Here is a 21,966-nt window from a genome sequence, read left to right as displayed (position 1 = left end):
CATTATTGAAAGAAATGCCAGAAGTAGACAACAGGGAGGCGCATCTCCTTCATAGGGCCATTACCGAGTGGCAGCAACAGGCTGTCATTTCTGAGGATCAAGCCCGACAACTGAAAGACAGTATTAAAGCCAGGACCAGTGATTGGCAGACGATTGCGTTATATATTTTTATAGCGTCGATATCCTGTGCCCTGATGGCATTTGGTTCATTGGTGCTAGATGAGAAATGGATTGAGATTATCCGGAAGAAATTCTCACTCACGGATGGCGTTATTGCGTTATTGTTTGGGATTATCACGGTGGTGCTTTGTTACCAGGGTTGGCGGCGTAAGCGGCATGAGTATGGATTTTCGTTTAACCGGGAGCTTTATTGGTTGTTGCCGGTGCTTAGTACAGGCGTTACCGTAGTATACTTGGGGAAATCCTTGGATTACCTGGGTGGTAATTATGGTGCGTTCTGGTTGCTGGCCACTATTATATATGGCGTACTGGCATTAACGTTAGAATCCCGTTTAATTTGGGTAGCCACATTAATTGCGTTGATTCCAGCGTATGTGAAGTTATCTTATTATATAACGGGAGACGCGGCCTACTTCTTAGGCATGAATCTACCATGCAGGATGGCTGTGCTGGGCGCACTATTGGTCATTGCCGGCGCTATCATGAAAAATACCAAGTTGTATACACCGATCAAGGATTTGACGTATACCGGCGGCTGGTTATTATTTTTGATGTCTGGCTGGCTCATATCCATCTTTGGTAACTCAGGTACTTGGGCTGAATGGCAGCAGGTGCGGCAGCATCAGCTTTTGTTCTGGGTATTTATATTTACAGCGCAGTGTATACTTACTTTCATTTATTCCCTTCAGCGCAAAGACCCTGTGGTACGGGATATGGCAGTGATATTTTTTCTATTGGATTTATATACCCGTTATTTTGAGTATTTGTGGGACCGAACGAACAAGGGATTATTTTTTGCCATACTGGCGCTTTCCTTCTGGGGGCTGGGCCGGTTGATAGAGCGGAGATATGTAAAAAAATAGTTGACAGCCAGCATCTTTACGATGCTGGCTGTTTTTTTATCAGCCCACCAGTACCGCCTGGCCCAGTTGATACCTTTTGGTATCCAGCACCGCCCATTCATAATTACCGATCATCCAACTGTTCAGTACAGAAACGAAGCGGAGTAGCTCATAATTTTCCGTATTGGGGAGTAATCGTTCCAATACGAGGAAAATGGCCAGTTCCTCTCTCGTCATCTGCGTAGCTTCATTTACTGCCTCTTGGAGGCTGTAATTTTTCTCTTGATGGAGTACGAGTACTAGGTTATGCACGTCGCCTTGGAGGGCTTCTTTCTGGCAGGAAATGATGTCGTTTGTCCAGCAGACCACATTATTGCAGGCTTGGATCATCCTTTGGAGGATAGGGTTTTGCAGCATTTCATCTGGCAGGTAAATTTTTTCAATAATATCGATGGCATCTACATCTGCCAGCAGTGCGCCGGTGAATGGGCGCATACGAATGTAATCCTTTACGGATGGTGTTTTACCGGCTTCGCGGTTTTCTGATTCCCAGATACATGCTTCAAAATAGTCCTGTACACTTCTGATAAAACGGAGTCTCCAGGCAGGTTTACTGATAGCGCGCATCCGTGCCCACACGTCGGACAATGCCGCAGGGAAAGGGCCTGCATCCACGGGGCTGTACACCTTGTTATTGCGGAGAATGTCTAGCAATCCCGTCATAATGGTACGGAGATAGGCTGATTTTTTGCCTTGTGCGGCCTCATCGCACTGGTCATCGAAAAGGAATAACCATGCGTTAAAATCGGCGATTAGGCAAAGTTCTTCAAAAGGTGCATCCGGGAAAGTTCTGGCTACGAGCCATGCAAAACGGGCTTTGTCGAATTTCATAAGTGCCTCATCGGTTGGCAATAAACCGTAAGCCTGTGCCCAGGTGTTGAGATGTTGCTGAGCATCGTTTGCGCGTGGACTTACACGGGAAGGGAAAGGGAACCTCAGTTCTGGAAGTTGGATAGCATTCATGTGCCTCTGATTTTAAGTTGACTATGATGGTTTAGAAAATGCGGCATAGCGGTATTGGCAATGGCATCTTAAGGGTGATGCCACCGATTTAAAACGGACATGAGATTTTTGATGCCGCGTGCACAAAGCGGCATGGGTGCTCGGTTAACGGTAAATCGATACAGTTAAAATTGGACCAAAAGCGGGTAAATGACACAGTTGTCAGCGGAGGTAAAGTGCCGACAGCAAACATCTAAATCGCGACAGCAATCTGCAGAAAAAATCAGCATAGGATGGCACCGGAAAATACCGGTTATGCCTTCACTTCACTTGTGGTCATTTTGAGGTGCTCCAACACCATTGGCAATGCCCTGTGAAACCATACGGTAAAGCTTTCTGGCTCCGCTTCCATCATAGACAGTACCTGATTAGCTGGCAGATACTGATAACTGTTGACTTCAGCGTCGTCCGGGCGGACAAGACCGTTGTAAGTCCCAACGAACACGTGGTCGAATTCATGTTCGGTAAGACCATTGTCAAAAACATTTTTGTAAGTAAAGGAGAATATCTCCTGTAGCGGACAATCAAATCCCATCTCTTCATAAAGACGGCGGTGAGCAGCGGCCAGTGTTGTTTCTCCTGGAGCAGGGTGACTGCAACAGGTGTTGGTCCATAGGCCTCCTGAATGGTACTTATCCAATGCACGTTGTTGGATCAGGATTTCCCCCGCATCATTTATTACAAAAACGGAAAAAGCCCTGTGCAATAATCCCTTCTCATGGGCCTCTAATTTTTCCATTGTTCCTATCGGCTCATCGGATTCGTTTACCAGTATTACTTCAGGATGTTTCATAGCGCAGCAAAGATATTTTAATTAAGGATTATTATGCGTACTCCTCGCAATTAATGGATTTTTTTTCACGCCGAAATTTTGGACTGGTTTACTGATATTGCTAATGGTTACTCGGATAAATATACGATATAAATACCAGAATTGTCAAATATTTTAACATTCGGTAATACAGGAATGACAATACTGTGAAGTCTGTAATTTTCTTCGCAGCAGAACTTTGTCCTACCTTTGAGAAATGGCTGAAGATTTAAAAATATCTAAAGGAGAAAAAGCGGAACAGTACCTCTCCCTGCTTCCGCAGATCAAAGGATTAATAGACGGGGAGCCAGATCTGATAGCAAATCTGGCCAATATTGCCGGGGCGCTGAAAGAGCAGTTTAATTGGTTTTGGGTAGGATTCTACCTCGTAAAAAACGAAGAATTGGTACTGGGCCCCTTCCAAGGACCTGTTGCCTGCACCCGCATCCGTAAAGGAAGAGGAGTATGTGGTACTAGCTGGGCACAGGCGGCCACATTGGTAGTGCCAGATGTAGAAGCCTTTCCCGGACATATTGCATGTAGTAGTCTTTCCCGTTCTGAAATAGTAGTGCCTATCATCCGCGACGGCATTGTGAAAGGCGTGCTAGATGTAGACAGTGAGCTACTCTCCCATTTTGACGAAACAGATAAACAATACTTGGAAGAGATTGTGGCATTAATTTCGATGTAAAGCGTGATCTTATTGATCATATCTTTATTCGGAACCTATTATGTTTTTATTTCGCAGACGCTCTTCATCGCAGGTCAGTACGGAAGCATTGCTTGCCTTTATGGGTACAGACCTGCATTCTCACCTGCTACCGGCTGTTGACGATGGTGTGCAGGATACCGCCACCAGTTTGGAATTCATCAATGCCCTGCAGCAGATGGGAATACGCCAGATCATTACGACGCCGCATGTAATGATGGATCGATTTCCCAATAGTATACATACCCTCTCCGAACCTTTCAAACAGGTGAAAGCTGCGTTGATGGAAGATGGAAATAATATACCCTTTCGTCATGCAGGAGAATATTACCTGGATGAGGACCTCCCACAATTACTGGAGCAGCCGTTAATGAAAATTTTCGACAACGTCGTATTGGTGGAAATGTCTTTTATGTCTGCTCCTCCGCAGATATTTCAGTGGCTGTTCGACTTACAGGCAGCCGGCTATCAGCCACTGCTGGCACATCCAGAGCGATACGCCTATCACCATCAGCATCCCGAATCATATGCCAAGTATAGGGAAAGAGGCTGTATGATGCAGGTGAATCTATTGTCGTTGACCGGTTATTATGGAAAACATATCAAACAGGCGGCAGAATATCTGTTGCAAAAAGGCTGGATTGACTACATAGGTACAGATTTGCATCATCATAAGCATTTACAGGCGATCAGGGATATTGCTACTAATAAAAAGCTCCGTCAAACCTTGGAAGCTTATCCATTTAAAAATGCGTCGATTCCTGTTACCGAATAAGCGTAACAGAACCTGTTTGCTTTCGGGCCTGCTGGTGACTATCCGTATACGTCAGTACCCAGGCGTATACTTCCGTGTTCGCCGGCTGTCCTTTGAAAGTACCGTCCCAACCAGCTTCCGCGTCTCTGGATTCAAACATGAGTTCTCCCCATCGGTTATAAACGGCCAATCGGTAATCGCGTACATCATCATGTACTTTTGCCCGAAAGATATCATTGATGCCATCCCCATTTGGTGAGAAGGCATTGGGCATAAATACCGCACATTCCCTGATATAGCGAATGATTTCTGCCTGTCCTGTTACAGCACAATTATTTTGGTCTTTTACCTGTAGCGCGTATTGTCCGGCATCCAGTCCGTGGAAGCTGCTATCCGCCTGCCAGGGGCCTTGATTAAGACTATAAGTATAGGGCGGCGTTCCGCCACTAACGTGCAGGAGTATACGACCATCTATGGTTTCTATACAACTGACATGATGAATTTTTGTATTCGTGAGCGCCACAGTAGCAGGCTCCGGAAGCACTGTTTTAGCCCGCATGACACATCCCACTGCGTCCGCCACTCCATATGTATAAGTGCCTGCCCGCAGGTTGGAGAAGATCGAGTCTCCCTGAAACACTACCTCATTTCCTACACCATACTGGTAAGGCGGCACGCCATTCAATGGTTGTAATGCCAAACTTCCATTTGCATCGCCATGGCAAAGTGGTTCTTTCGGAACTGCTTTCGCTTCCAGCGTATAAGCGTTTACGTTAACGGTTCTACTGACGCTGGTACCATTGGCGGAATTTACGGTAACCGTATAAGTGCCTTCACTCAGGTCTTTCAACTGGCCTGTAGTGGGCCCATGTTGCCAGTGATAAGTGTACGGGGCCTGCCCTCCAGTAGGAATGACTTTAATCATACCAGTACTCTTTCCCTTGCAGGTAGGTTGTTGTTCAAACTGTAGCTCCGGCACCTGTGCCAATTTGGAGCTGACGTTGTCTATCAATGCACCAGTATATTGTCTGCCACCACAAGAAGGCGGTAGATACGGCATAAAAAGAATATAGGCGTAATCTTTTTCCGGCCTGAAACTGGCGGTATACCGCGTCCAATTTTCATGATTGAAAGTACCTGATTGCCACAGTATATCCCCTTTTTCAGTCGTGCTATTACTGCCGTACACGGCCAGGGTACCCGTACAAAGTGTGAGTGTGTCGTAGCGAGGTGGGAAAGCCAGATCGAAAGACACCTGGTAGCTACTGCCGGCTTTCATCGGCGTTGGCAGTTGCTGGAAAATGCCTTCTTGCCAACGTTTTCCTAGGATAAAGCCTGCATAGGTTTTACCATGGGAAGCAGGAAGGGAAATACCGTAATATCCGGGTTGTGTATCAGGAGATTCAAATGCTCTTATCCACGGAGGTGGCACATTACCAGCCTTGGGAGGCCCTTCTATAGAAGGATTTCCCAAGCTGATATCCTGTGCAGAAAGCGATTTGTTCAATAGGGTTACAGCCATCAAAGCTGTAAGGGTTTTCATCATCTGCATGGTTTTCTATAAATAAGTTCACATCTATACTACTGTCAGCGGAGGGACAGCCGTATTGGCTTTAACCCTGGCAAAGCGGGACACCACTGCTCCAGCGCCGATTACAGCGCCTTTTTCTATATGTGCACCTCCGCCAATGCAAGCATTCGGCGCTATGTGTACATAGTCTTCCACGATAGCATCATGATCCACCACCGCTCCAGCATTAATAATCACATGTGCGCCAATTTTTACGTTGGCTTGTACCACCGCATTCGCCAGTATTACGGTGCCTTCGCCTAATATTACATCCGTATCCACTGTGGCAGCAGGATGTACGAAGGTGCCGAAGTCATGCGCCACTTCCTGTGCCAGTCGCTGCCTCGCTGTATTATTGCCTACTGCAATGATCATTTCTGCATCAGGAAAAATTGCTTTATCGTAACGCAATACATTGCCCTGTTTGGATTCCTGGTCATCGAAGAAGCAACTCACTTCGCGGAGATGATTTTTAACCAAGGAAGCTATCACGCGCGCATGTCCGCCAGCGCCATATATCACTACTTCTTTTTTCATAATGCAATAGGTTTAGTCATCAGTCTATTTTTCATACTGGTATAGATCGCCACTAGTGGCAAACAGCTTACTACTAATGTGGTCATGAAATTCCAATGCGTGTTTAGCACCATGATATTGATGGCCAGTTGTAATATGCCATAGCCGGTGCTTACCACCAGGTGCGGCACGCGTTGCTCATTTGCTAAGATTTGATAAAAGTGCATTCGGTGTGCTTCAAAAATATTCTGACCCAAGAATAAGCGATGGATGATCGTTAATACCGTATCACATCCGTATACTGCTAATAACAGGATGTATCGCAGGTCATTGCTGCCCCAAATCAGCCACAGTAGCAGGATAGTCACCCAACTACCAAGGGCCACGCTGCCTACATCTCCTGCAAAACATGTTGCTTTCTTTCTGAAATTGAAGAGGAGAAATACTAGGCATCCAATGATGGGACAAATGATAAATGCAGGGTCTGTGAACGTGTATTCGTACACGTTAATATACCACAGACTCAACAATGCCACCAAGCTATACAAGCCAGTAATCCCATTGATACCATCCATGAAGTTGTAAGCATTGATGACGCCCACCATGAGGAGAAAACTGATGGCCGTAATCCACCAGGGCCATGACTGCAGCGCCCCCAAGCCAAAGAGCATGAGTGCTACTGCAGTTAATTGTACTAGGAGCCTGACCCTGCTGGAAAGACTACTCACATCATCAGCAAAGCTGACGGCGCTGATGAGCAATAGCCCGGCAATTATCAACCAGGAAACCTGGTGAAAAAATAGGATGTAGCAGATGGCCGCCAGGGGGACGACAATCCCTCCCCCCCGAATGGTTACCACAGTATGAGAACTACGCTGATTAGGTTTATCAATAATATTCAGTTGGTCTGCTATCTTGAAATAGATCAGGATAGCGGCCAGCAAAATACAGGTGATGATGAGATAATTCATATTATTCGGATTGAAAACTTCGGATAGTGGCCGTCAGGCCGGAACGGGCATCCGTAGGAAGCCTGTCCAGCCCCAGCACATGTTTGATTTTTTTGTTCGATACTTCGTAGGAAGACGTCAGCTTCTGGAGGCGGTCCGTGTTGAGCGGAAAGCGGATAAAATCTCCAATTCTCGCCATATTCCTAATAAGAGACGGTTTAATATGCCATTTGCGTATATGCTTCCCCGTTACCTCTTCCATGATGTGAATGAGGTCGTTGGTAGAAAGTGATTCATCATCGGCCAGGTTATAAACGCCAGAAGGAATACGGCCGTTGCTTTCCAGCAACTGCTGAATGATGAAGGATAAATTTTCTACAGACAAAAAAGAGCGTCGATTTTCGAAGGCTGATAAAGGGTAAGGAATACCGCGTTTTACAAATCCATACAAGAGGTTAAGATTGCCTTTATTCCCTGGTCCGTGAATCATGCAAGGACGCAGGATATACAAGTATTTGCCATTGGGAAGTAACTGCTGTTGCAGGTATGCCTCCGCCATCTGTTTGGATTTGCCGTAGACTGTTTTAGGATTAGGCGCGGACTCCTCTGTGAGGATGCCGGTGACCTCATCCGCAGCAGCTTTCACGCTACTGCAATAAATAAAATATTTCGCATCGCTTTGTAGAAAGCGATCAAACAGTTGTTGTGTGAGGTAGGTATTGGCCTCAAAATAAGCGGCTGGCGCACTGGTATTTTTCATATCATGCGCTTTACCTGCCAGGTGCACCACGGCCTCTACTTGCGGCAGTGCGCTATTCGCCAATTCATCCCATGTAATCACACTGGTGGGCTCCTCATGGGATTCCCGCCGACGGGTAAGGCCGGTAACATACCACTTCTCTTTCGTATACGCCATGAGGTTAGTACCTGCAAAGCCACGATAACCACTCATTAATACCTTCATTAAGATACTTTTGCCAAGTTTCTGTATATATGTAATGTTTTCTCTACTACTTTATCTACGCCAAATTCTTTTTCCGCCAATGTCCTGGAGTGTGCGCCCATGCGCTTACGCAGGTCTTCGGAGAGGATGAGTCGGCGCATGGCTGCTGCCAGTGCTTCCGCATCTTTTGCCTGTACCAGGAAACCGTTATAATCATGGATGACGCATTCCCTGCAGCCGGGAACATCGGTGGTGATAATAGGACGCCCTACTGCAGCAGCTTCTATCAGTGATTTAGGTAATCCTTCCCGATAAGAGGGCAATACCACCAGGTCTGATTCTTGTAGTAACTGACGTACATTTTTCTGATAGCCGATCCATTTGATGTAGTCGCCGTCTGTGAGGGAACGTAATTCCTCTTCCGGGATGGCGGCCAGGTTTTCATGGTCTACATCACCTGCGAGAATGAATTGCGCTTTATCCTGTAATTCTTTGCGGACCAAGTTGGCGGCGGTAATGAATTCTATGACGCCTTTATCGCGCAACATGCGCGCAGGTAATACCACTTTCACTTTTCCTGGCACCAGCGCTTTGACCATATAATTAAATTCTTGCAGGTCTACGCCGGAACCCTTGATGAGTGTGACATCCCGATCTTCTACGATGCGCAGGGAACGAAAGACTTGTACATCATCTTCATTTTGAAAAATGAAATGTTTGTTGCCGCCACGGAATCCAAACTTCATCATAGTAAGCAGTACTTTCTGTGCTAACCCTTTTCGGCCTGCGGTGAAGTTATATCCCAGGCCACTGATAGCATTGACAATACCTTTAATCTTACATAACCTGGCGGCGATACTACCGTATAAGGCTACTTTAATGGTTACATGATGCAGTACATCCGGTTTATGTCGTTTATATAGGCGTAACAGTTGGCGAATGGTATTGAGTTCTTCTTTCATATTAGTACCGGAGCGCTTAAAGGGTAGGTCAATCACCTTTAAGCCATGACTGCGGATTTCCTCCGCGCGTCCGGTATCTGCGGTAACGATAGTTACATCGTAACCCGCCTGTTTGGCTGCCAGGGCAATGGGCAGCCTATGAGACAGGAAGAACCAGTCTACGTTTACAACGATAAACAGCTTCATGAAATATGGTTAAAATTTTCTCGGTTTTTCTAAATGCGCTTATTCTATATTCAGGTTTTTCTTGTTGGCTTGCATGCGTTTCAGCTTATCCAATTCATTGTTGCTACCAGGTTTTTGAATAGAAATATTTCTAAACTTTGAAGGTGGCGCATAGTCATATGTTTTAGCTCCTTTAAAAGGCACTGCATTATTCTTCCAGACAGGATCTAATACTTGTATACTTCCTGCTAGCGGTTTATCCGCAGCGGTGTAGTGAGCATCTGTTCCACCCATCCAGAATGCGCTGCCGCTACCATCATCTGTATGTTTATTAATGGTAATATTCACTTGTTTCTGATCGGGTCCTGGCAAGCGGGACAGTCCAATAACAATACCATATTTTTCATTATTGAAAGTTACTGCCCGATCTATTGTGATATCATCTACTGCATCTTGACTACTATTCGGTTCTATATCGATACCCGCCATCGGCAAGGTGCCGGAAGTATTGCTCACCACTGGTTGAATTAACTTCAATCCTTTCACGGAACCAATCGTAATACCATTTCTACGGTTATTATCTACGAAGGCATTGTAAATAGTGATATTGGTATTAGCATTCATTTTCTCTGCTTGGCCAATGTAAATGCCGTCTCCCCAACATTTCGACACACGGGGATTATAGATACTGATATTATCACTAGAACGAATGTCTATCCCCATCCCCCATTCTCCGCCATTGCCTTTGTGTTGGTCTCTGTCGCCGATGACCACCGGATTATAGACTTTCACATTTTGTACATCCAGCATACGCAGGATAGCATATTTCGGCTTTCCCGTAGGTTGTAGTACCAGGGCGGAATTTGGCTGAAACATAACGGTGCTGTTACTTTTCAGTGACAAGCCTCCATCATTGACCATGACAGGGAAGTTGGGCATTTTTACCACACTATGGGTATTGATGGCCGACTGCAACTGGCTCGTATAGTCTACAGATCCATCTTTTACATAGCCTTGTGGCAAAGCGGTTGTCAAATCAAAAGCAGTGGCATTATCATTAACAGCAGCACTGCGAAATTGTGTAGCAGCTTGACTATTACTATAAGTGGATGGTAAATTCCGGTAGCGGAAAGCATCCTGAGCATAACAACCTACACATAACCAGAGGCAGGCTGTAAAGGTTAAACAACGTCTGCGCATATACTAAGTTTTAATGATTTTCGTATATAGCCTCCCATGTATTGAGTATCATGGATTTTCCGAAATTATTCCTTACAAATGCAGCATTTCGGCTACCATATTCTTTTCGGGTATGGACATCTGTTTTCATCAATTCCATCATACCGGCCGACAATGCCACTGGATCTCTTGGCGGAACGATGATACCACCATTTGCCCCCTCCACAATACTGCGAATACCGCCTACATCTGTGCCAGTAACTGGTAGTCCTGCAGACATGGCCTCCAACAGCGCCATGGGCATACCTTCGCTGCGAGAGGAAATTACATAGCCATCATATTCCGGAATGATGGCAGAAATATTTTTTACCAGTCCAAGGAATTTCACATTTCTGTTGAGTCCTGCTAATTCCGTTTGTGCTTTGAGTTCCTGTTTCAAATCACCATCCCCGGCAATATCCAATGAAAAAGGAATGCCCGAACGAAACAATAATTGCAAAGCATCAATCAGGTTACGATAATCTTTCACTTCTATTAATCGGCCTACTGCAATCCAGCGAAACACAGGCTGTACCTGTTTTTCAGCAGGCTGTGCAAATAATTCTACATCGATCGCATTATACACCACAGCAGATCTGTTGGCATCAATGCTCTTTTTTTCTTGTAATCGTTCCAAAGCGGGTGCCGAAACTGCCGTATGATAATCCACCCATTTGTTGGTCAGTCGATAAAAGAGATATGGACTGATCATTCTTTTGCGGGCATCATAATTACTATGAGAAGTATTGATGACACGAATACCTGGATATCGCAGTTTAATCAATCGGCCTAGGAGATTGGCGTGATAGAGGTGCGTGTGTACGATATCTGGTTGTACTTTCTTCATCACCTGTTTCAATTGTTTCCAGGCATGGAGCATGGTTTTAGCCCCATTCAATCCCAGGTGGAAATGCCTGACCCTTTTATCTAGCCTGTTGAGTAGACCTAGATCTGATTTGATAGTTAGTAGGGAGACATCATACCCTCTGTCGGCCAGCGCTGGAATGATGCCCAGGAGCTGACTTTCAGCGCCCCCAAATCCAAGGGTGGTGATTACGAATAAAATTTTACGATGGCTCATCAGCTTAAACGGACATAAAAAATGAGGAATAATCAAAATTCCTGACTGCCAATTTCGGAGCAGAGAGGTTTTTTGCATTTACTATTGCTGCAGCCAGTTTCTTTTCATCTTCCACCGGTACCACATAACCATTTATACCAGGTTCTATGACGCCTTTGAAATCCACGCAACTGGTGGCTACAACGGGAGTTCCCAGCAACAGTGCTTCCAGCACTACATTTGGAAACCCCTCCTTGCGGGAGGATAGCACAAACAGGTCCGCTTCCCTGAAATACGGATATGGGTTGGATTTAAAGCCATGGAACAGGACCGTGTCTCCCAACGAAAATTCATTGACGAGCTTCCGTAAGTATTCGCTATATCCGGGTTCCATATTTTCTCTACCCAATATATGCAGGCGGGCATGCGGAATGGCCTGCAATACCGCAGGCATTGCTTTTATCAATACATCAAATCCTTTTGCAGAATATAGGGACCCTGCGGCTACAATATTGAATCGCGTGTAATCGTAAACGTTAATCAGTTCATTGGCCATCGTTTCCACCTGTTGCGTATTCACCAGGTTGGGAATATGCCTGACTTTCTTAGCAGCTATACCATAAAAGGTTTCTGCCTCTTCCTTCATCCTGGCGGTTTGCGCAATCACATGATGCGCATGACGAAGCACTTTTTTATTCAGGAATCGTTCTACTTTTCCTTTCATACCGGCACCCAACATATTACTAGGCAAGGTTGGCAAGCGCACCACATTGACATACTTTCCGCCGGTTAGGCGGCGCATGAGAATGCTGATAATACTGATATGATTCAGGGTGGTAAACACGATCTGTGGTTGCAGCTCTTTCATCACGTGGTAAATATCCCGAATACCTGCACTGGTACTGGGTTTCTCTAATCTGATCACTTTCACTTGTTGCGTCAGCAGATCGATATAGTCGTAGGCCGGACAGATGACGATCAAGTGTATATCCAACTGGGTAGTATCCAGGGAATTGATGATATTCATCACCACTTTTTCAGCACCTCCGCCTTTTAAACTGGGTAGTATAAACGCAATCTTCTTTTTCATTCACCATCGTATTAACCGTTAATTAAGGCTCAGCGGGAATCGGCGCAAACTGTCTGCCAGTTGCTTTTCCTGGATTTCCCTGTCTGCTGTAATAATAATCAACAGCAACATCAACATAATTCGTTTATCGTAGTAGGCTACCAGCCCTACATCCATCAGCATCAACACGATTAAGAACGCAGCGAGGAAAAGGCCGGTGCTGTATTTCCGAAGCTTATTCAAAATAGATAGATGAATACTGTAATAGATGATAGGTCCGAGGAAACCTACCCCGAAGAGTAATTCTATGTAGTTATTGTGTGCGTAGAAATGATAATAGTAACGGAAGCTGGCAGCGCCATAGCCGATGATAGGGCTTGCCGTAAACTGCTCCCAACCTTCGCGGATGAACCGCACCCTGTCTTCCGTACTGCCTTCGTTATCACGGCCACCAATGGTAAGGAACAATCGTCCTATACGGTCCATCGCGGGCGCAATATTTTCGTTGATGAAATCGCCTTTCATAAAGAAAGAAATAGCGAAAATGGCGATCACACCGACTGCAATTGTTTTGAATGAACCGAGTAAACTTTTGATATGAATCAGTCCATAGAAACAAATCAGGAGCAAACTAAATCCGATCCCTTTCCTGGAGGCAGTAAGAAAAATTGTATATAAAGCCAGCAGGATATTAAGGAGATGCAAGCCCTGTGCAGCGCGGGTTTTCAATTGATGCCGGTGAAATGCGAGGAGGCTCAGAAAAATTGAAAACATCAACATGATAGACAGGTAGTTCGGATTCAATTCCGTACCAATAAACCGCATCATTTCATCGTCATGGTTTTCCAGGAACTTAAATACTGGAAGTCCTAATGCCAGTGAATAATTGATGAAAGCGTACACCAGTACGATCGTTGTTATCATGCCATGCAGTTGGTACCTGACCAGGAAATAGTACAGCACGAAGCTATTAGCCACCAGTATGAATAATACAAAAGCGTGTTGCAAAGTGGCCTCCGCATCTGGGGACCAAAGGGTAGACAGTAATGCGAGCATGGCCAAGAGGAAAATCCTGTAGCCATGCACATTGGAGCGGAAGCTAAATGTCCTTACGTTTTGCAGATCCAAGAAGAAAGTGAAATACATCAGCGCAGTAATCCCCCATCCATAGATCACCAGCCATTCCTTGTTTAGGAATAGTAGGCTCATGATGAACATCGACACCAATATTTTTACTGGCAATGGCTTCATGAGTACACCGGTTTACGCGTTAACACCTGTTCTATCACTGTTTCCATCATAAAATCCTGTGGCACAAAAGGGCCTTCGTGCCAGTTCAAATCTTGATCCCAATATCCTTGACAATCGTCATACACCTTCATGGCGAAGCCATAGCTCATTTCTACGATGAGTGGCTGATTTTGTGCATCGTAAATAAAATCCAGGGCCAGGCTCTGAGATTTCATTTTCTCTGCCAGGTCCAAGGTGATGCGTACACATCGTTCATCGAATAGTTCTTTGTTATAGCCAATGACCCCGCTGCCGGAAGCGCGAAAATCGTTCTTGCGGTTGTACCTGCGGATGGCAAAGGCTTTTCCGGCGATCGCAATGATGCGGGTATCGTAGCCGTTATCTGGCATAAATTCCTGCATATAGAGATAGCCTTTTTCTTTCCCCTGCATTTTCTCGTAAATGGTAGGAAAGAATATTCTGCCAATTCCTTTGAACAGACCGAGGAAAGCAGCCCTGTTTTTATCGCGTTTAAATCGCCACAACGCATCTCTGAAGCGATTAAAACGGTCACGGGCTGCAAATCCGCGGCCGAAGGCTTTATTGGCCAGTCTGCGTGCATCTGCAGCAGTATGGACCAGTCGTACATTAGAGGCGCCTGCCCCTCCCCTCAGTTTAAACACTTTAGGGAAGTTGGTTTTAGAGATCCAATCTAATGCAGTTGTTTTATCATAAAATACAAAGGACGGTATCATGGGAGCTTTCAATGCTTCCATCAGGTATTTTTGGCCTACCTTATCATCGAAGTGCCAGGCGCTATGCGTATCTGGAAACACTACTTTGCCGGCGGATTCCAGGGAGAGGGTAAGTTGTCGCGCGAAGCGCACCGCTTTATAATCCCCGTGATGCCAATGCCATAAGAGCGCGTCGCAGTCTTGCAGTTGTACCAGGATATCATTGCGGTAGCAATCAACCAACGTATAGTCGATACCGTTATCGCGACAATAAGTTATCCAGCGATCGCTAAAGGAGCCGGGAGTATGATGAATGGCTAGTTTCATTTTCTTTCTTTTTTATATTTCCACCAAAGGCCGATTCCCATGAGGCCTCTTGCTATAGCGAGGTTTAAGGCCGCTCCTATTCCGGAAAAGAGCATAATCAAGGGGAAAGCCATTACGAAACCTGTTACAGAGGCTAGCACTGTATTTTTCATCACCAGTTTATCTTCTCTTTTCACAATGAAGTAATTGGTGCCGTAGCAGTAGTACATCGCCATAAAAACGATACTGACCGCCATGATACAGAGCATCCATACCGCATTGCCTCCTTTCAGGTGAAAGATCCTGGCGATGGGAATCGACAGTGCACAAATGCCTGCGCACAATGCGATCCCCGCTGCTAGGATCAATTTGCGGAATTTATCAAAGGCGCCGCTGTTGCGGTTGAGAAAAGGAAAAAACACTCTTGACAATATGTTGAGGCCAGTATTAGCCGCTTCAATCAAGCTTTTTGCCGCCCCATACACCCCTACTGCTGCGTTGCCGGTGAGCATACCCAGCAGAAAGGTGGTGGAGTTGTTGTAGAGATTGGGCAGAAATTGGTTGATAAAGATGTTGAAATTATTCCGTAGCACCTGCCGTATCTTCCGGATGCCAATAAAGCGGAAACGCAGGCGGTACCTGGTATGCAGCAGGTATTGCGCATATAGTCCCGCGCCTATATATCCCAGCGCATTGAACAGCGGATAGAGGAAGAAATCTTCCTGGCGATGAATAAATACGAAAATGCAGATGGTGAAGAAAATTTTTATGCAAGCAGAAAGGATGGTAATAAACTTCATCTCTTCCATACCTTGAAAAAACCATTCCGGGAATAGCGCATAGCCCGCCAATGCTGGGAATGCCAGTAGGAAAACCATTTTATTATCTGCAAACTGTGGTACGTAAAGTACTAGCGGCAGAAATAAGAGGAATGAAAACAGGACTAGTACAGATTTTACAGAGAGTACGCGACTGTAAATAAGACTGAGTGCATTGTTGCTATGGCGGTGAACAGCCACATCTCTGGTGGCGGTGATATTAAAGCTGAAGTCTGCAAAGCTCTGGAAATAAGCCAGCAGGGAGTTTGCCAGCACAATCACCCCATATTTTTCCGTACCGAAAATACGGAGTACATATGGCAGCGTGATCAGCGGCAATATCATGTTCAGACCTTGCAGTACCGAGAGTGCGCCGAAGTTCTTGATCAGGGTTTTATGTTCGCCTGACAGTTGCTTAGGGGCATGCAGCCGGTATTTCACGGCAGTGTTTGACCACTTGCGTCGTAGCTTGGATATGGTTAAATTCATAAAAAGGTTTCTCAACCGCTACTGCGGTATCATATTAAACGGCAGATTGCTGCAAGTTGGCAGCATACCAGTCATAGGCCAGTTTCAGGCCCTGGTGTACGGAAAATTCCGGTTTATATCCAATTAGGTTACTCGCTTTCTGAATATTAGCGAGACTGTGTCTAACGTCGCCGGCACGCTCATCGCGGTATTGCGCCGGGATTTGTACGCCTGCCAGCGAGGTAATCACTTCCCAAAGCTGGTTGAGTGTAGTACGTTCTCCGAAGGCGATATTGATCACTTCATGTTGTTTTAGTTCCGGCAGCAGCAGGGCTTTAATATTGGCCTGCACTGCATTTTCCACGAAGGTGAAATCGCGACTGGTTTCTCCATCGCCATTGATAAAAGGTGCTTCTCCTTTCAGCGCCGCCTCTACGAACAGTGGAATTACTGCTGCATAGGGCCCGCGTGGGTTTTGACGTGGCCCGAACACATTGAAATAGCGCAGACCTATCGTGTGAAATTGGTAAGTACGAGAGAAGATGTCTCCATACAATTCATTAACATACTTCGTAATCGCATATGGCGATAATGGTTTACCGATGTGCTCTTCCACCTTTGGCAATCCCGGATGATCCCCGTAAGTGCTGGAGCTGGCGGCATATACCAATCTTTTCACGCCCGCATCTCTTGCAGCCACCAGCATATTCAAATGGCCGGTGATATTGACATCGTTGGAAGTCTGCGGATCATTGATAGAACGAGGAACAGAGCCTAATGCAGCCTGGTGGCTCACATAGTCCATACCGTTTACCGCCTCGCGGCAGGTTTCCGGATTGCGGATATCCCCTTCCATCAGTTCAAAGTGCGGATTATTGAAGTGTTGTTGGATATTATCTTTACTACCTGTGGAGAAATTGTCCAGTACGCGCACTTTTTTTGCGCCATACTTCAGCAGGTATTCCACCAGGCCGGAGCCGATGAAGCCTGCGCCTCCAGTAATCAGGAAGGATTTATCATTTAAAATATCGTTATGATATGGTTTATCGTACATGATTATTTTTTGAGAGATGAGCAATTACAGGCGTGCATCCGTGATTTCTTTCGGTAACACACCCTTTACATCGTATACCACTGCGCGATTCTTACAAAGCTTGTTAATGTTCAGCTCATTGAAAGCATCGTGTGCCACTGCGAGAATCACTGCATCATAGTCACAAGCGGTGTTCAGCTCCTGCTGTGATTTCCAGCCGTATTCATGTTCTACTTCTGTAGGCGTAGCCCATGGATCGTAGATCGTGATATTGGTGCCGTAATCCGCCAGTGTATTCAGGATATCCACTACTTTGGTATTTCTTACATCTGGGCAGTTCTCTTTGAAGGTTACGCCCAATACCAGTATTTTCGCACCTTTCACGGGAATATCTTTCTTCACCATCAATTTGATCACTTCCTGAGCCACATAGGCGCCCATTCCATCGTTGAGGCGGCGACCAGCGAGGATAATCTCCGGATGGTAACCGGCTTCTTGTGCTTTTTGCGCCAGGTAGTACGGATCAACCCCAATGCAGTGGCCACCTACTAATCCTGGTTTAAATTTGAGGAAGTTCCATTTAGTACCGGCAGCTTTCAATACTTCGTCTGTATCAATGCCGAGGCGATTGAATATTTTAGCCAGTTCGTTTACAAAAGCAATATTGATATCTCTTTGCGCATTTTCGATCACTTTCGCTGCTTCTGCCACTCTGATGGAAGTTGCTTTATGGGTACCTGCTGTGATCACAGAACGATACAGTTGGTCTACTTTTTCTGCTACTTCAGGTGTAGAGCCGGAAGTTACTTTCAGAATTTTTGAAACCGTATGTTCTTTATCTCCGGGGTTAATGCGTTCTGGAGAGTATCCTGCAAAGAAATCCTTATTGAACTGGAGGCCGGAATGTTTTTCCAGTACAGGTACGCATTCCTCTTCTGTTACACCAGGATATACGGTGGATTCATACACCACGATATCTCCTTTTTTCAGCACCTTTCCAACTGTTTCGCTGGCTTTAAAGAGTGGCGTCAGGTCTGGTCTGTTATTTTTATCAACAGGAGTAGGCACTGTTACGATATAGACATTGCAAGGAGCGATGCGTTCCAGTTCATTGGTACAATACAATCCGGTGGGGGTAGTGCAATCCGTCAGTACAGCGCTGAGCTGATCGGCACTTACCTCCAGGGTATGATCGTTACCGCCCATGAGGTCAGCCACTCTGGCGGCGTTGATATCGAATCCTATTACCTTATATTTTTTGGCAAATTCCACGGCGAGCGGTAATCCTACATAGCCCAGGCCAATAACTCCAATTTTAATATCCTGATTCATAGTGTTTTCAATAAAAATTTATTTGCTGAATACGTTTTTAATTTTTTTGATCATTGGTTTGTTCTCTTCATCTTCCATATAGCCGTAACCGTAGCCATATCCGTAACCGTAGGAAGTGCCTTGTTTCACATCATTGATGATGATATTGAGGCGAGGCATTTTCTGGTGTTGCATCAAGTCTTTTGTCAGTTTAGCCTGTTCGCGGAAGGTATAACCTTGGCGCATCAGGTAGAGCGACGCATCTGCAAATCTTGCCAGTAGTTGGGCGTCTGTAACGAGGCCAACCGGAGCCGTATCTACGATGATATAGTCGAACATTTTGCGCAGTTCTGCAAAGAGCAGGCCGGTATTTTCCAACAGGAGCAATTCCGCCGGATTTGGAGGGATTGGACCAGAGGAAATCATCCAACAGTTTTCGTGTATACCAGAAGGTTTAATCACGGCGTCTATGGCTGATTTACCGATAGCGTAAGTACTGAAGCCGGTATGATTGCTAAGGCCAAGGTTTTCTGAAATTTTGGGTTTGCGCAGGTCCAATTCCAGCAGCACTACTTTTTTACCAGAAAGGGCAATCACCGCTGCCAGGTTGGTGGCTACGAAGGATTTACCTTCACCACTCATACTGGAAGTTAGTAAAATTACTTTTTCCTGTGGATTGGTCATGATGAATTGCAGATTCGTGCGCAATGCCCTGAATTGCTCTACCAACGGGGTTCTTACATCCTTTCTAACCACTAATAGTTCTCCTTCTGTATTATGTCCAATTTCGGCCAATACAGGCACCGGTGTGAGGGATTGTACTTCTTCCCTACTGCGGATACGCCTGTTCAACAGGTCTGCCAGGTAGAAAATCCCTGCCGGTAAGCCCATACCAAAGATAAAGGCGATCAGATAGATAAACAAACCCTTGGGTTTAAAAGGCTTAGGATCACTTTTAGCTGGGTCTATGATCCGGGCAATAGCCAGGTTGGACGACTTAGAAATGGCCGATTCTTCGCGTTTCTTCAGCAGGTACAGGTATAACTCCTGTTTAATGGCCTGCTGGCGAGAATAGTCTAAAAATACCCTTTCTGTGGATGGCACCTTTTGGATTTGCTTATTTAGGTTGCCCGCATTGGTTTGCATCGCTTCCAGGCTTAGCTCGATCCCCTTTTTGAAAGTACTCAGATTACTGAGCAGATCGCTGCGAAGCCCGGCCAGTTGTACATCGATGTTATGAATCACCGGATGGCCTTCGGTATTGGCCAGTAGTAAGCGCTCCCTTTCCAGTTGGAGGGTATTGTATTTTTCAACGAGACTCACAAAAGTAGGGTCCTGTACGACGATGGCCGAAGGCACTACCCTTTTGTTGTTCTTTTCATCTTTGACGTATTGTTCCAGCGATTCTACCACATTCAGTTTCACCTGCTGGTCGATCAGTTGTTTACGGGAATCGCCGGTACCTGCCACTAGCAGTTTGGCTTGTTCTCCCAGGTCGGCCAGTTGATTGGCCTCTTTGAAGCGCTGGATATTCTTTTCCACGCCGGATAATTCCGCAGTTACGATAGTCAATCTGTTATCGATGAAAGCGATGGTGCTATCGGCGATGCGGTTTTTATCTTCCACACTGGCACGCATATACGTATCAATGAGTTTATTGAGCACCATTTCTCCTTTACGAGGAATATCAGAGGACATAGTAAGCTCGATGGTACTTACTTGTTTGTTGGGAATACCTGCGTCCAACTGGCGCAGATAATCCGCTACGGTTTTATCCACTGGGCTGACTTCCAGGGTATATTCGCGGTGATCGAGGGGATATTCGGTATGCCTATCCATGCGGAGTAACCCTGCGACAGATTGAATCGTGTCTCCCCAACCAGCTATCTTCTTCCAGGTGTCGGTACTCAGTTGGAAGCTATCTTTCCCCAGTGGGGTTAGTATGTAGTTCGCTACTGCCAGGCTATCTTTCAGCGATAGCCATTCCATGGTGAAAGGCGTATTACCATAAAGTTCTGTTTTTTTCAGTCGCCCTTCCACGAGGTAACGAATATATAACCGTTCATCTCTCACCACTTTTTCCATCAAGGAACGGGAGCTGATAATCTCCAGTTCATTGTCCACGCTGCTTTTGCTGGTGAACATTTCCATTTGCTGTAAGATATCAGCGCCAGGAATATCTGCCCCTTTCTGTTTATCCTCTACCAGGATTTTGGCATTAATTTTATAACCGGGCGTGGCATAACGCAGATATATCCAGCCTAGTGTGCCTGTCAGTAAAAGACTGAACACAAACCAGTACCAGGAGCGGCCTAGGCGATCCAGCAGTTTGCGAAGGTCCAGTGTTGCTTCCGGTTCGGTTGCAGCATTGCCTTGGAGCGGGTTCCTGCCGTTGAAAGATTGATATTTATTCTCCTGCATGATCGTACAATTAAAAGTTAATCCTGGAGGCCACGACAATCAATAATGACAGTACAGAAGCCATGATAGAAATGCGTTTCACCTGCGACATATCCGTTGATGCTACCTTTTGCTTATTCGGCTCTACGTAGATCACATCTCCCTGACGTAAATAATAATAGGGAGAAGTAAACAGGTTACTTTTATTCAGGTCGAAGCGTACAAACTCCTTTTTGCCTTCGCTTTCGCGGATGAGCAGTACGTTTTCGCGTTTACCGTAGATGGTCAGATCACCGGCCATCCCAATCGCATCCAATAAGGTTACTTTTTCGTTGGGCATGATATAGGAAGACGGCCTTGCCACCTCCCCCAATACCGTCACTTTAAAATTCGCAAAGCGGACATTCACCACTGGGTCTTTATAGAGCGCCGCAGCTTTCGCTTGAATCTCATCTCTTACCGCATCCGTAGATTTTCCTTTCACTTGCAGTTTGCCAATCATGGGCAACGAAATATTCCCATCCTTATCTACGAGATAGCCAGAAACCGCTGTACTAGGCATTCCTGCGGGCGTGGTACTTGGAGCCGACTGCCCTTGTTGATTGAGTAAAGCAGTGGCACTGGGGTCCATTGTCTGGATCGTCACCTGGAGGATATCATCTACCTGGATGGCAGGTGTCTTATATACAGCTTGTTCTACTTCCGTATGCGGAACGGTGTCTGACAGATCTTTGAAGTAAGTAATATTCTTCGGTGCTCTACAGGCAAAAAGCCCGGAAATAACTAACAGAAGCAGCCAGTACAGGGAACTGTACCGGGGCTGCATTGCATCTGTCCGTTTTTGATTGCTTATTA

Annotated in this window: 20 protein-coding genes; 3 read left to right on the top strand and 17 right to left on the bottom strand. The window is 45.7% G+C overall.

The features are described 5' to 3' along the window. Window positions 1-14: 14 nt before the first annotated feature. Window positions 15-1,043, top strand: coding sequence for a hypothetical protein (locus JO154_RS06300; RefSeq protein ID WP_291942908.1), 1,029 nt, complete (start codon window positions 15-17; stop codon window positions 1,041-1,043). A gap of 39 nt (window positions 1,044-1,082) precedes the next feature. On the opposite strand, the gene JO154_RS06295 is transcribed toward JO154_RS06300, so the two are convergent. Next, complete coding sequence (locus tag JO154_RS06295) at window positions 1,083-2,045, bottom strand: hypothetical protein (RefSeq protein ID WP_291942906.1); 963 nt, start codon at window positions 2,043-2,045, stop codon at window positions 1,083-1,085. A 292-nt stretch (window positions 2,046-2,337) separates the two neighbouring features. Continuing rightward, entirely contained in the window at window positions 2,338-2,877 is a 540-nt protein-coding gene (gene idi / locus JO154_RS06290) for an isopentenyl-diphosphate Delta-isomerase (protein WP_291942904.1), read from the bottom strand. 235 nt (window positions 2,878-3,112) lie between these two features. Here idi and JO154_RS06285 point away from each other — a divergent pair, with 235 nt between their 5' ends. Continuing rightward, window positions 3,113-3,586, top strand: a complete 474-nt coding sequence (locus JO154_RS06285; protein ID WP_291942902.1) for a GAF domain-containing protein — start codon at window positions 3,113-3,115, stop codon at window positions 3,584-3,586. A gap of 40 nt (window positions 3,587-3,626) precedes the next feature. Beyond that, window positions 3,627-4,379, top strand: a complete 753-nt coding sequence (locus tag JO154_RS06280; RefSeq protein WP_291942900.1) for a CpsB/CapC family capsule biosynthesis tyrosine phosphatase — start codon at window positions 3,627-3,629, stop codon at window positions 4,377-4,379. On the opposite strand, the gene JO154_RS06275 is transcribed toward JO154_RS06280, so the two are convergent. The 15 genes from JO154_RS06275 to JO154_RS06205 are packed head-to-tail and all read right to left on the bottom strand — an operon-like array spanning window position 4,369 to window position 21,937. Beyond that, window positions 4,369-5,904: a gliding motility-associated C-terminal domain-containing protein gene (locus tag JO154_RS06275; protein WP_291942898.1), complete on the bottom strand. Its 1,536-nt coding sequence runs from the start codon at window positions 5,902-5,904 to the stop codon at window positions 4,369-4,371. The genes JO154_RS06280 and JO154_RS06275 overlap by 11 nt on opposite strands. Window positions 5,905-5,934: 30 nt before the next feature. Further along, window positions 5,935-6,465, bottom strand: a complete 531-nt coding sequence (locus tag JO154_RS06270) for a NeuD/PglB/VioB family sugar acetyltransferase (RefSeq protein WP_291942896.1) — start codon at window positions 6,463-6,465, stop codon at window positions 5,935-5,937. Next, a complete protein-coding gene (locus tag JO154_RS06265; RefSeq protein WP_291942895.1) occupies window positions 6,462-7,415 on the bottom strand; it encodes a glycosyltransferase family 4 protein in 954 nt (317 codons plus the stop codon). The genes JO154_RS06270 and JO154_RS06265 overlap by 4 nt, the downstream gene beginning before the upstream one ends. Before the next feature lies 1 nt (window position 7,416). After that, window positions 7,417-8,358, bottom strand: coding sequence for an NAD-dependent epimerase/dehydratase family protein (locus JO154_RS06260; RefSeq protein ID WP_291942893.1), 942 nt, complete (start codon window positions 8,356-8,358; stop codon window positions 7,417-7,419). Beyond that, a complete protein-coding gene (locus JO154_RS06255; protein WP_291942891.1) occupies window positions 8,358-9,485 on the bottom strand; it encodes a glycosyltransferase family 4 protein in 1,128 nt (375 codons plus the stop codon). Before JO154_RS06255 ends, JO154_RS06260 begins: the two co-directional genes overlap by 1 nt. A 39-nt stretch (window positions 9,486-9,524) precedes the next feature. Then, complete coding sequence (locus tag JO154_RS06250) at window positions 9,525-10,664, bottom strand: right-handed parallel beta-helix repeat-containing protein (protein ID WP_291942889.1); 1,140 nt, start codon at window positions 10,662-10,664, stop codon at window positions 9,525-9,527. 10 nt (window positions 10,665-10,674) lie between these two features. Next, window positions 10,675-11,763 carry a glycosyltransferase gene (locus tag JO154_RS06245; protein ID WP_291942887.1) on the bottom strand — a complete coding sequence of 363 codons (1,089 nt, stop codon included), beginning with the start codon at window positions 11,761-11,763 and terminating at the stop codon, window positions 10,675-10,677. A gap of 4 nt (window positions 11,764-11,767) precedes the next feature. Continuing rightward, on the bottom strand, window positions 11,768-12,832 hold the full coding sequence (locus JO154_RS06240) for a glycosyltransferase (protein WP_291942885.1): 1,065 nt from the start codon (window positions 12,830-12,832) through the stop codon (window positions 11,768-11,770). 18 nt (window positions 12,833-12,850) lie between these two features. Next, window positions 12,851-14,062: an O-antigen ligase family protein gene (locus tag JO154_RS06235; protein WP_291942883.1), complete on the bottom strand. Its 1,212-nt coding sequence runs from the start codon at window positions 14,060-14,062 to the stop codon at window positions 12,851-12,853. After that, entirely contained in the window at window positions 14,059-15,102 is a 1,044-nt protein-coding gene (locus JO154_RS06230) for a hypothetical protein (RefSeq protein ID WP_291942882.1), read from the bottom strand. The genes JO154_RS06235 and JO154_RS06230 overlap by 4 nt, the downstream gene beginning before the upstream one ends. Beyond that, complete coding sequence (locus JO154_RS06225) at window positions 15,099-16,388, bottom strand: oligosaccharide flippase family protein (RefSeq protein ID WP_291942880.1); 1,290 nt, start codon at window positions 16,386-16,388, stop codon at window positions 15,099-15,101. Before JO154_RS06225 ends, JO154_RS06230 begins: the two co-directional genes overlap by 4 nt. A gap of 34 nt (window positions 16,389-16,422) precedes the next feature. After that, window positions 16,423-17,421 (bottom strand): SDR family oxidoreductase, encoded by a 999-nt coding sequence (locus tag JO154_RS06220; RefSeq protein WP_291942879.1) that lies wholly within the window; start codon window positions 17,419-17,421, stop codon window positions 16,423-16,425. 24 nt (window positions 17,422-17,445) lie between these two features. Further along, a complete protein-coding gene (locus JO154_RS06215; protein WP_291942877.1) occupies window positions 17,446-18,732 on the bottom strand; it encodes a nucleotide sugar dehydrogenase in 1,287 nt (428 codons plus the stop codon). An 18-nt stretch (window positions 18,733-18,750) separates the two neighbouring features. Next, entirely contained in the window at window positions 18,751-21,132 is a 2,382-nt protein-coding gene (locus JO154_RS06210; RefSeq protein ID WP_291942875.1) for a tyrosine-protein kinase family protein, read from the bottom strand. Window positions 21,133-21,142: 10 nt separating this feature from the next. Then, window positions 21,143-21,937, bottom strand: coding sequence for a polysaccharide biosynthesis/export family protein (locus JO154_RS06205; protein ID WP_291942873.1), 795 nt, complete (start codon window positions 21,935-21,937; stop codon window positions 21,143-21,145). Window positions 21,938-21,966: the final 29 nt, after the last annotated feature.

This window comes from Chitinophaga sp., from assembly GCF_019236475.1.
GTDB lineage: Bacteria > Bacteroidota > Bacteroidia > Chitinophagales > Chitinophagaceae > Chitinophaga.
This window is presented reverse-complemented; position numbering and strand designations above follow the sequence as displayed.

What these genes read in the sequence shown, in the direction of transcription:
- JO154_RS06300 (WP_291942908.1), top strand. Translation starts at nt 15, where the DNA reads ATGCCAGAAGTAGACAACAGGGAGGCGCATCTCCTTCATAGGGCCATT.
- JO154_RS06295 (WP_291942906.1), bottom strand. Translation starts at nt 2,045, where the DNA reads ATGAATGCTATCCAACTTCCAGAACTGAGGTTCCCTTTCCCTTCCCGT.
- idi (WP_291942904.1), bottom strand. Translation starts at nt 2,877, where the DNA reads ATGAAACATCCTGAAGTAATACTGGTAAACGAATCCGATGAGCCGATA.
- JO154_RS06285 (WP_291942902.1), top strand. Translation starts at nt 3,113, where the DNA reads ATGGCTGAAGATTTAAAAATATCTAAAGGAGAAAAAGCGGAACAGTAC.
- JO154_RS06280 (WP_291942900.1), top strand. Translation starts at nt 3,627, where the DNA reads ATGTTTTTATTTCGCAGACGCTCTTCATCGCAGGTCAGTACGGAAGCA.
- JO154_RS06275 (WP_291942898.1), bottom strand. Translation starts at nt 5,904, where the DNA reads ATGATGAAAACCCTTACAGCTTTGATGGCTGTAACCCTATTGAACAAA.
- JO154_RS06270 (WP_291942896.1), bottom strand. Translation starts at nt 6,465, where the DNA reads ATGAAAAAAGAAGTAGTGATATATGGCGCTGGCGGACATGCGCGCGTG.
- JO154_RS06265 (WP_291942895.1), bottom strand. Translation starts at nt 7,415, where the DNA reads ATGAATTATCTCATCATCACCTGTATTTTGCTGGCCGCTATCCTGATC.
- JO154_RS06260 (WP_291942893.1), bottom strand. Translation starts at nt 8,358, where the DNA reads ATGAAGGTATTAATGAGTGGTTATCGTGGCTTTGCAGGTACTAACCTC.
- JO154_RS06255 (WP_291942891.1), bottom strand. Translation starts at nt 9,485, where the DNA reads ATGAAGCTGTTTATCGTTGTAAACGTAGACTGGTTCTTCCTGTCTCAT.
- JO154_RS06250 (WP_291942889.1), bottom strand. Translation starts at nt 10,664, where the DNA reads ATGCGCAGACGTTGTTTAACCTTTACAGCCTGCCTCTGGTTATGTGTA.
- JO154_RS06245 (WP_291942887.1), bottom strand. Translation starts at nt 11,763, where the DNA reads ATGAGCCATCGTAAAATTTTATTCGTAATCACCACCCTTGGATTTGGG.
- JO154_RS06240 (WP_291942885.1), bottom strand. Translation starts at nt 12,832, where the DNA reads ATGAAAAAGAAGATTGCGTTTATACTACCCAGTTTAAAAGGCGGAGGT.
- JO154_RS06235 (WP_291942883.1), bottom strand. Translation starts at nt 14,062, where the DNA reads ATGAAGCCATTGCCAGTAAAAATATTGGTGTCGATGTTCATCATGAGC.
- JO154_RS06230 (WP_291942882.1), bottom strand. Translation starts at nt 15,102, where the DNA reads ATGAAACTAGCCATTCATCATACTCCCGGCTCCTTTAGCGATCGCTGG.
- JO154_RS06225 (WP_291942880.1), bottom strand. Translation starts at nt 16,388, where the DNA reads ATGAATTTAACCATATCCAAGCTACGACGCAAGTGGTCAAACACTGCC.
- JO154_RS06220 (WP_291942879.1), bottom strand. Translation starts at nt 17,421, where the DNA reads ATGTACGATAAACCATATCATAACGATATTTTAAATGATAAATCCTTC.
- JO154_RS06215 (WP_291942877.1), bottom strand. Translation starts at nt 18,732, where the DNA reads ATGAATCAGGATATTAAAATTGGAGTTATTGGCCTGGGCTATGTAGGA.
- JO154_RS06210 (WP_291942875.1), bottom strand. Translation starts at nt 21,132, where the DNA reads ATGCAGGAGAATAAATATCAATCTTTCAACGGCAGGAACCCGCTCCAA.
- JO154_RS06205 (WP_291942873.1), bottom strand. Translation starts at nt 21,937, where the DNA reads ATGCAGCCCCGGTACAGTTCCCTGTACTGGCTGCTTCTGTTAGTTATT.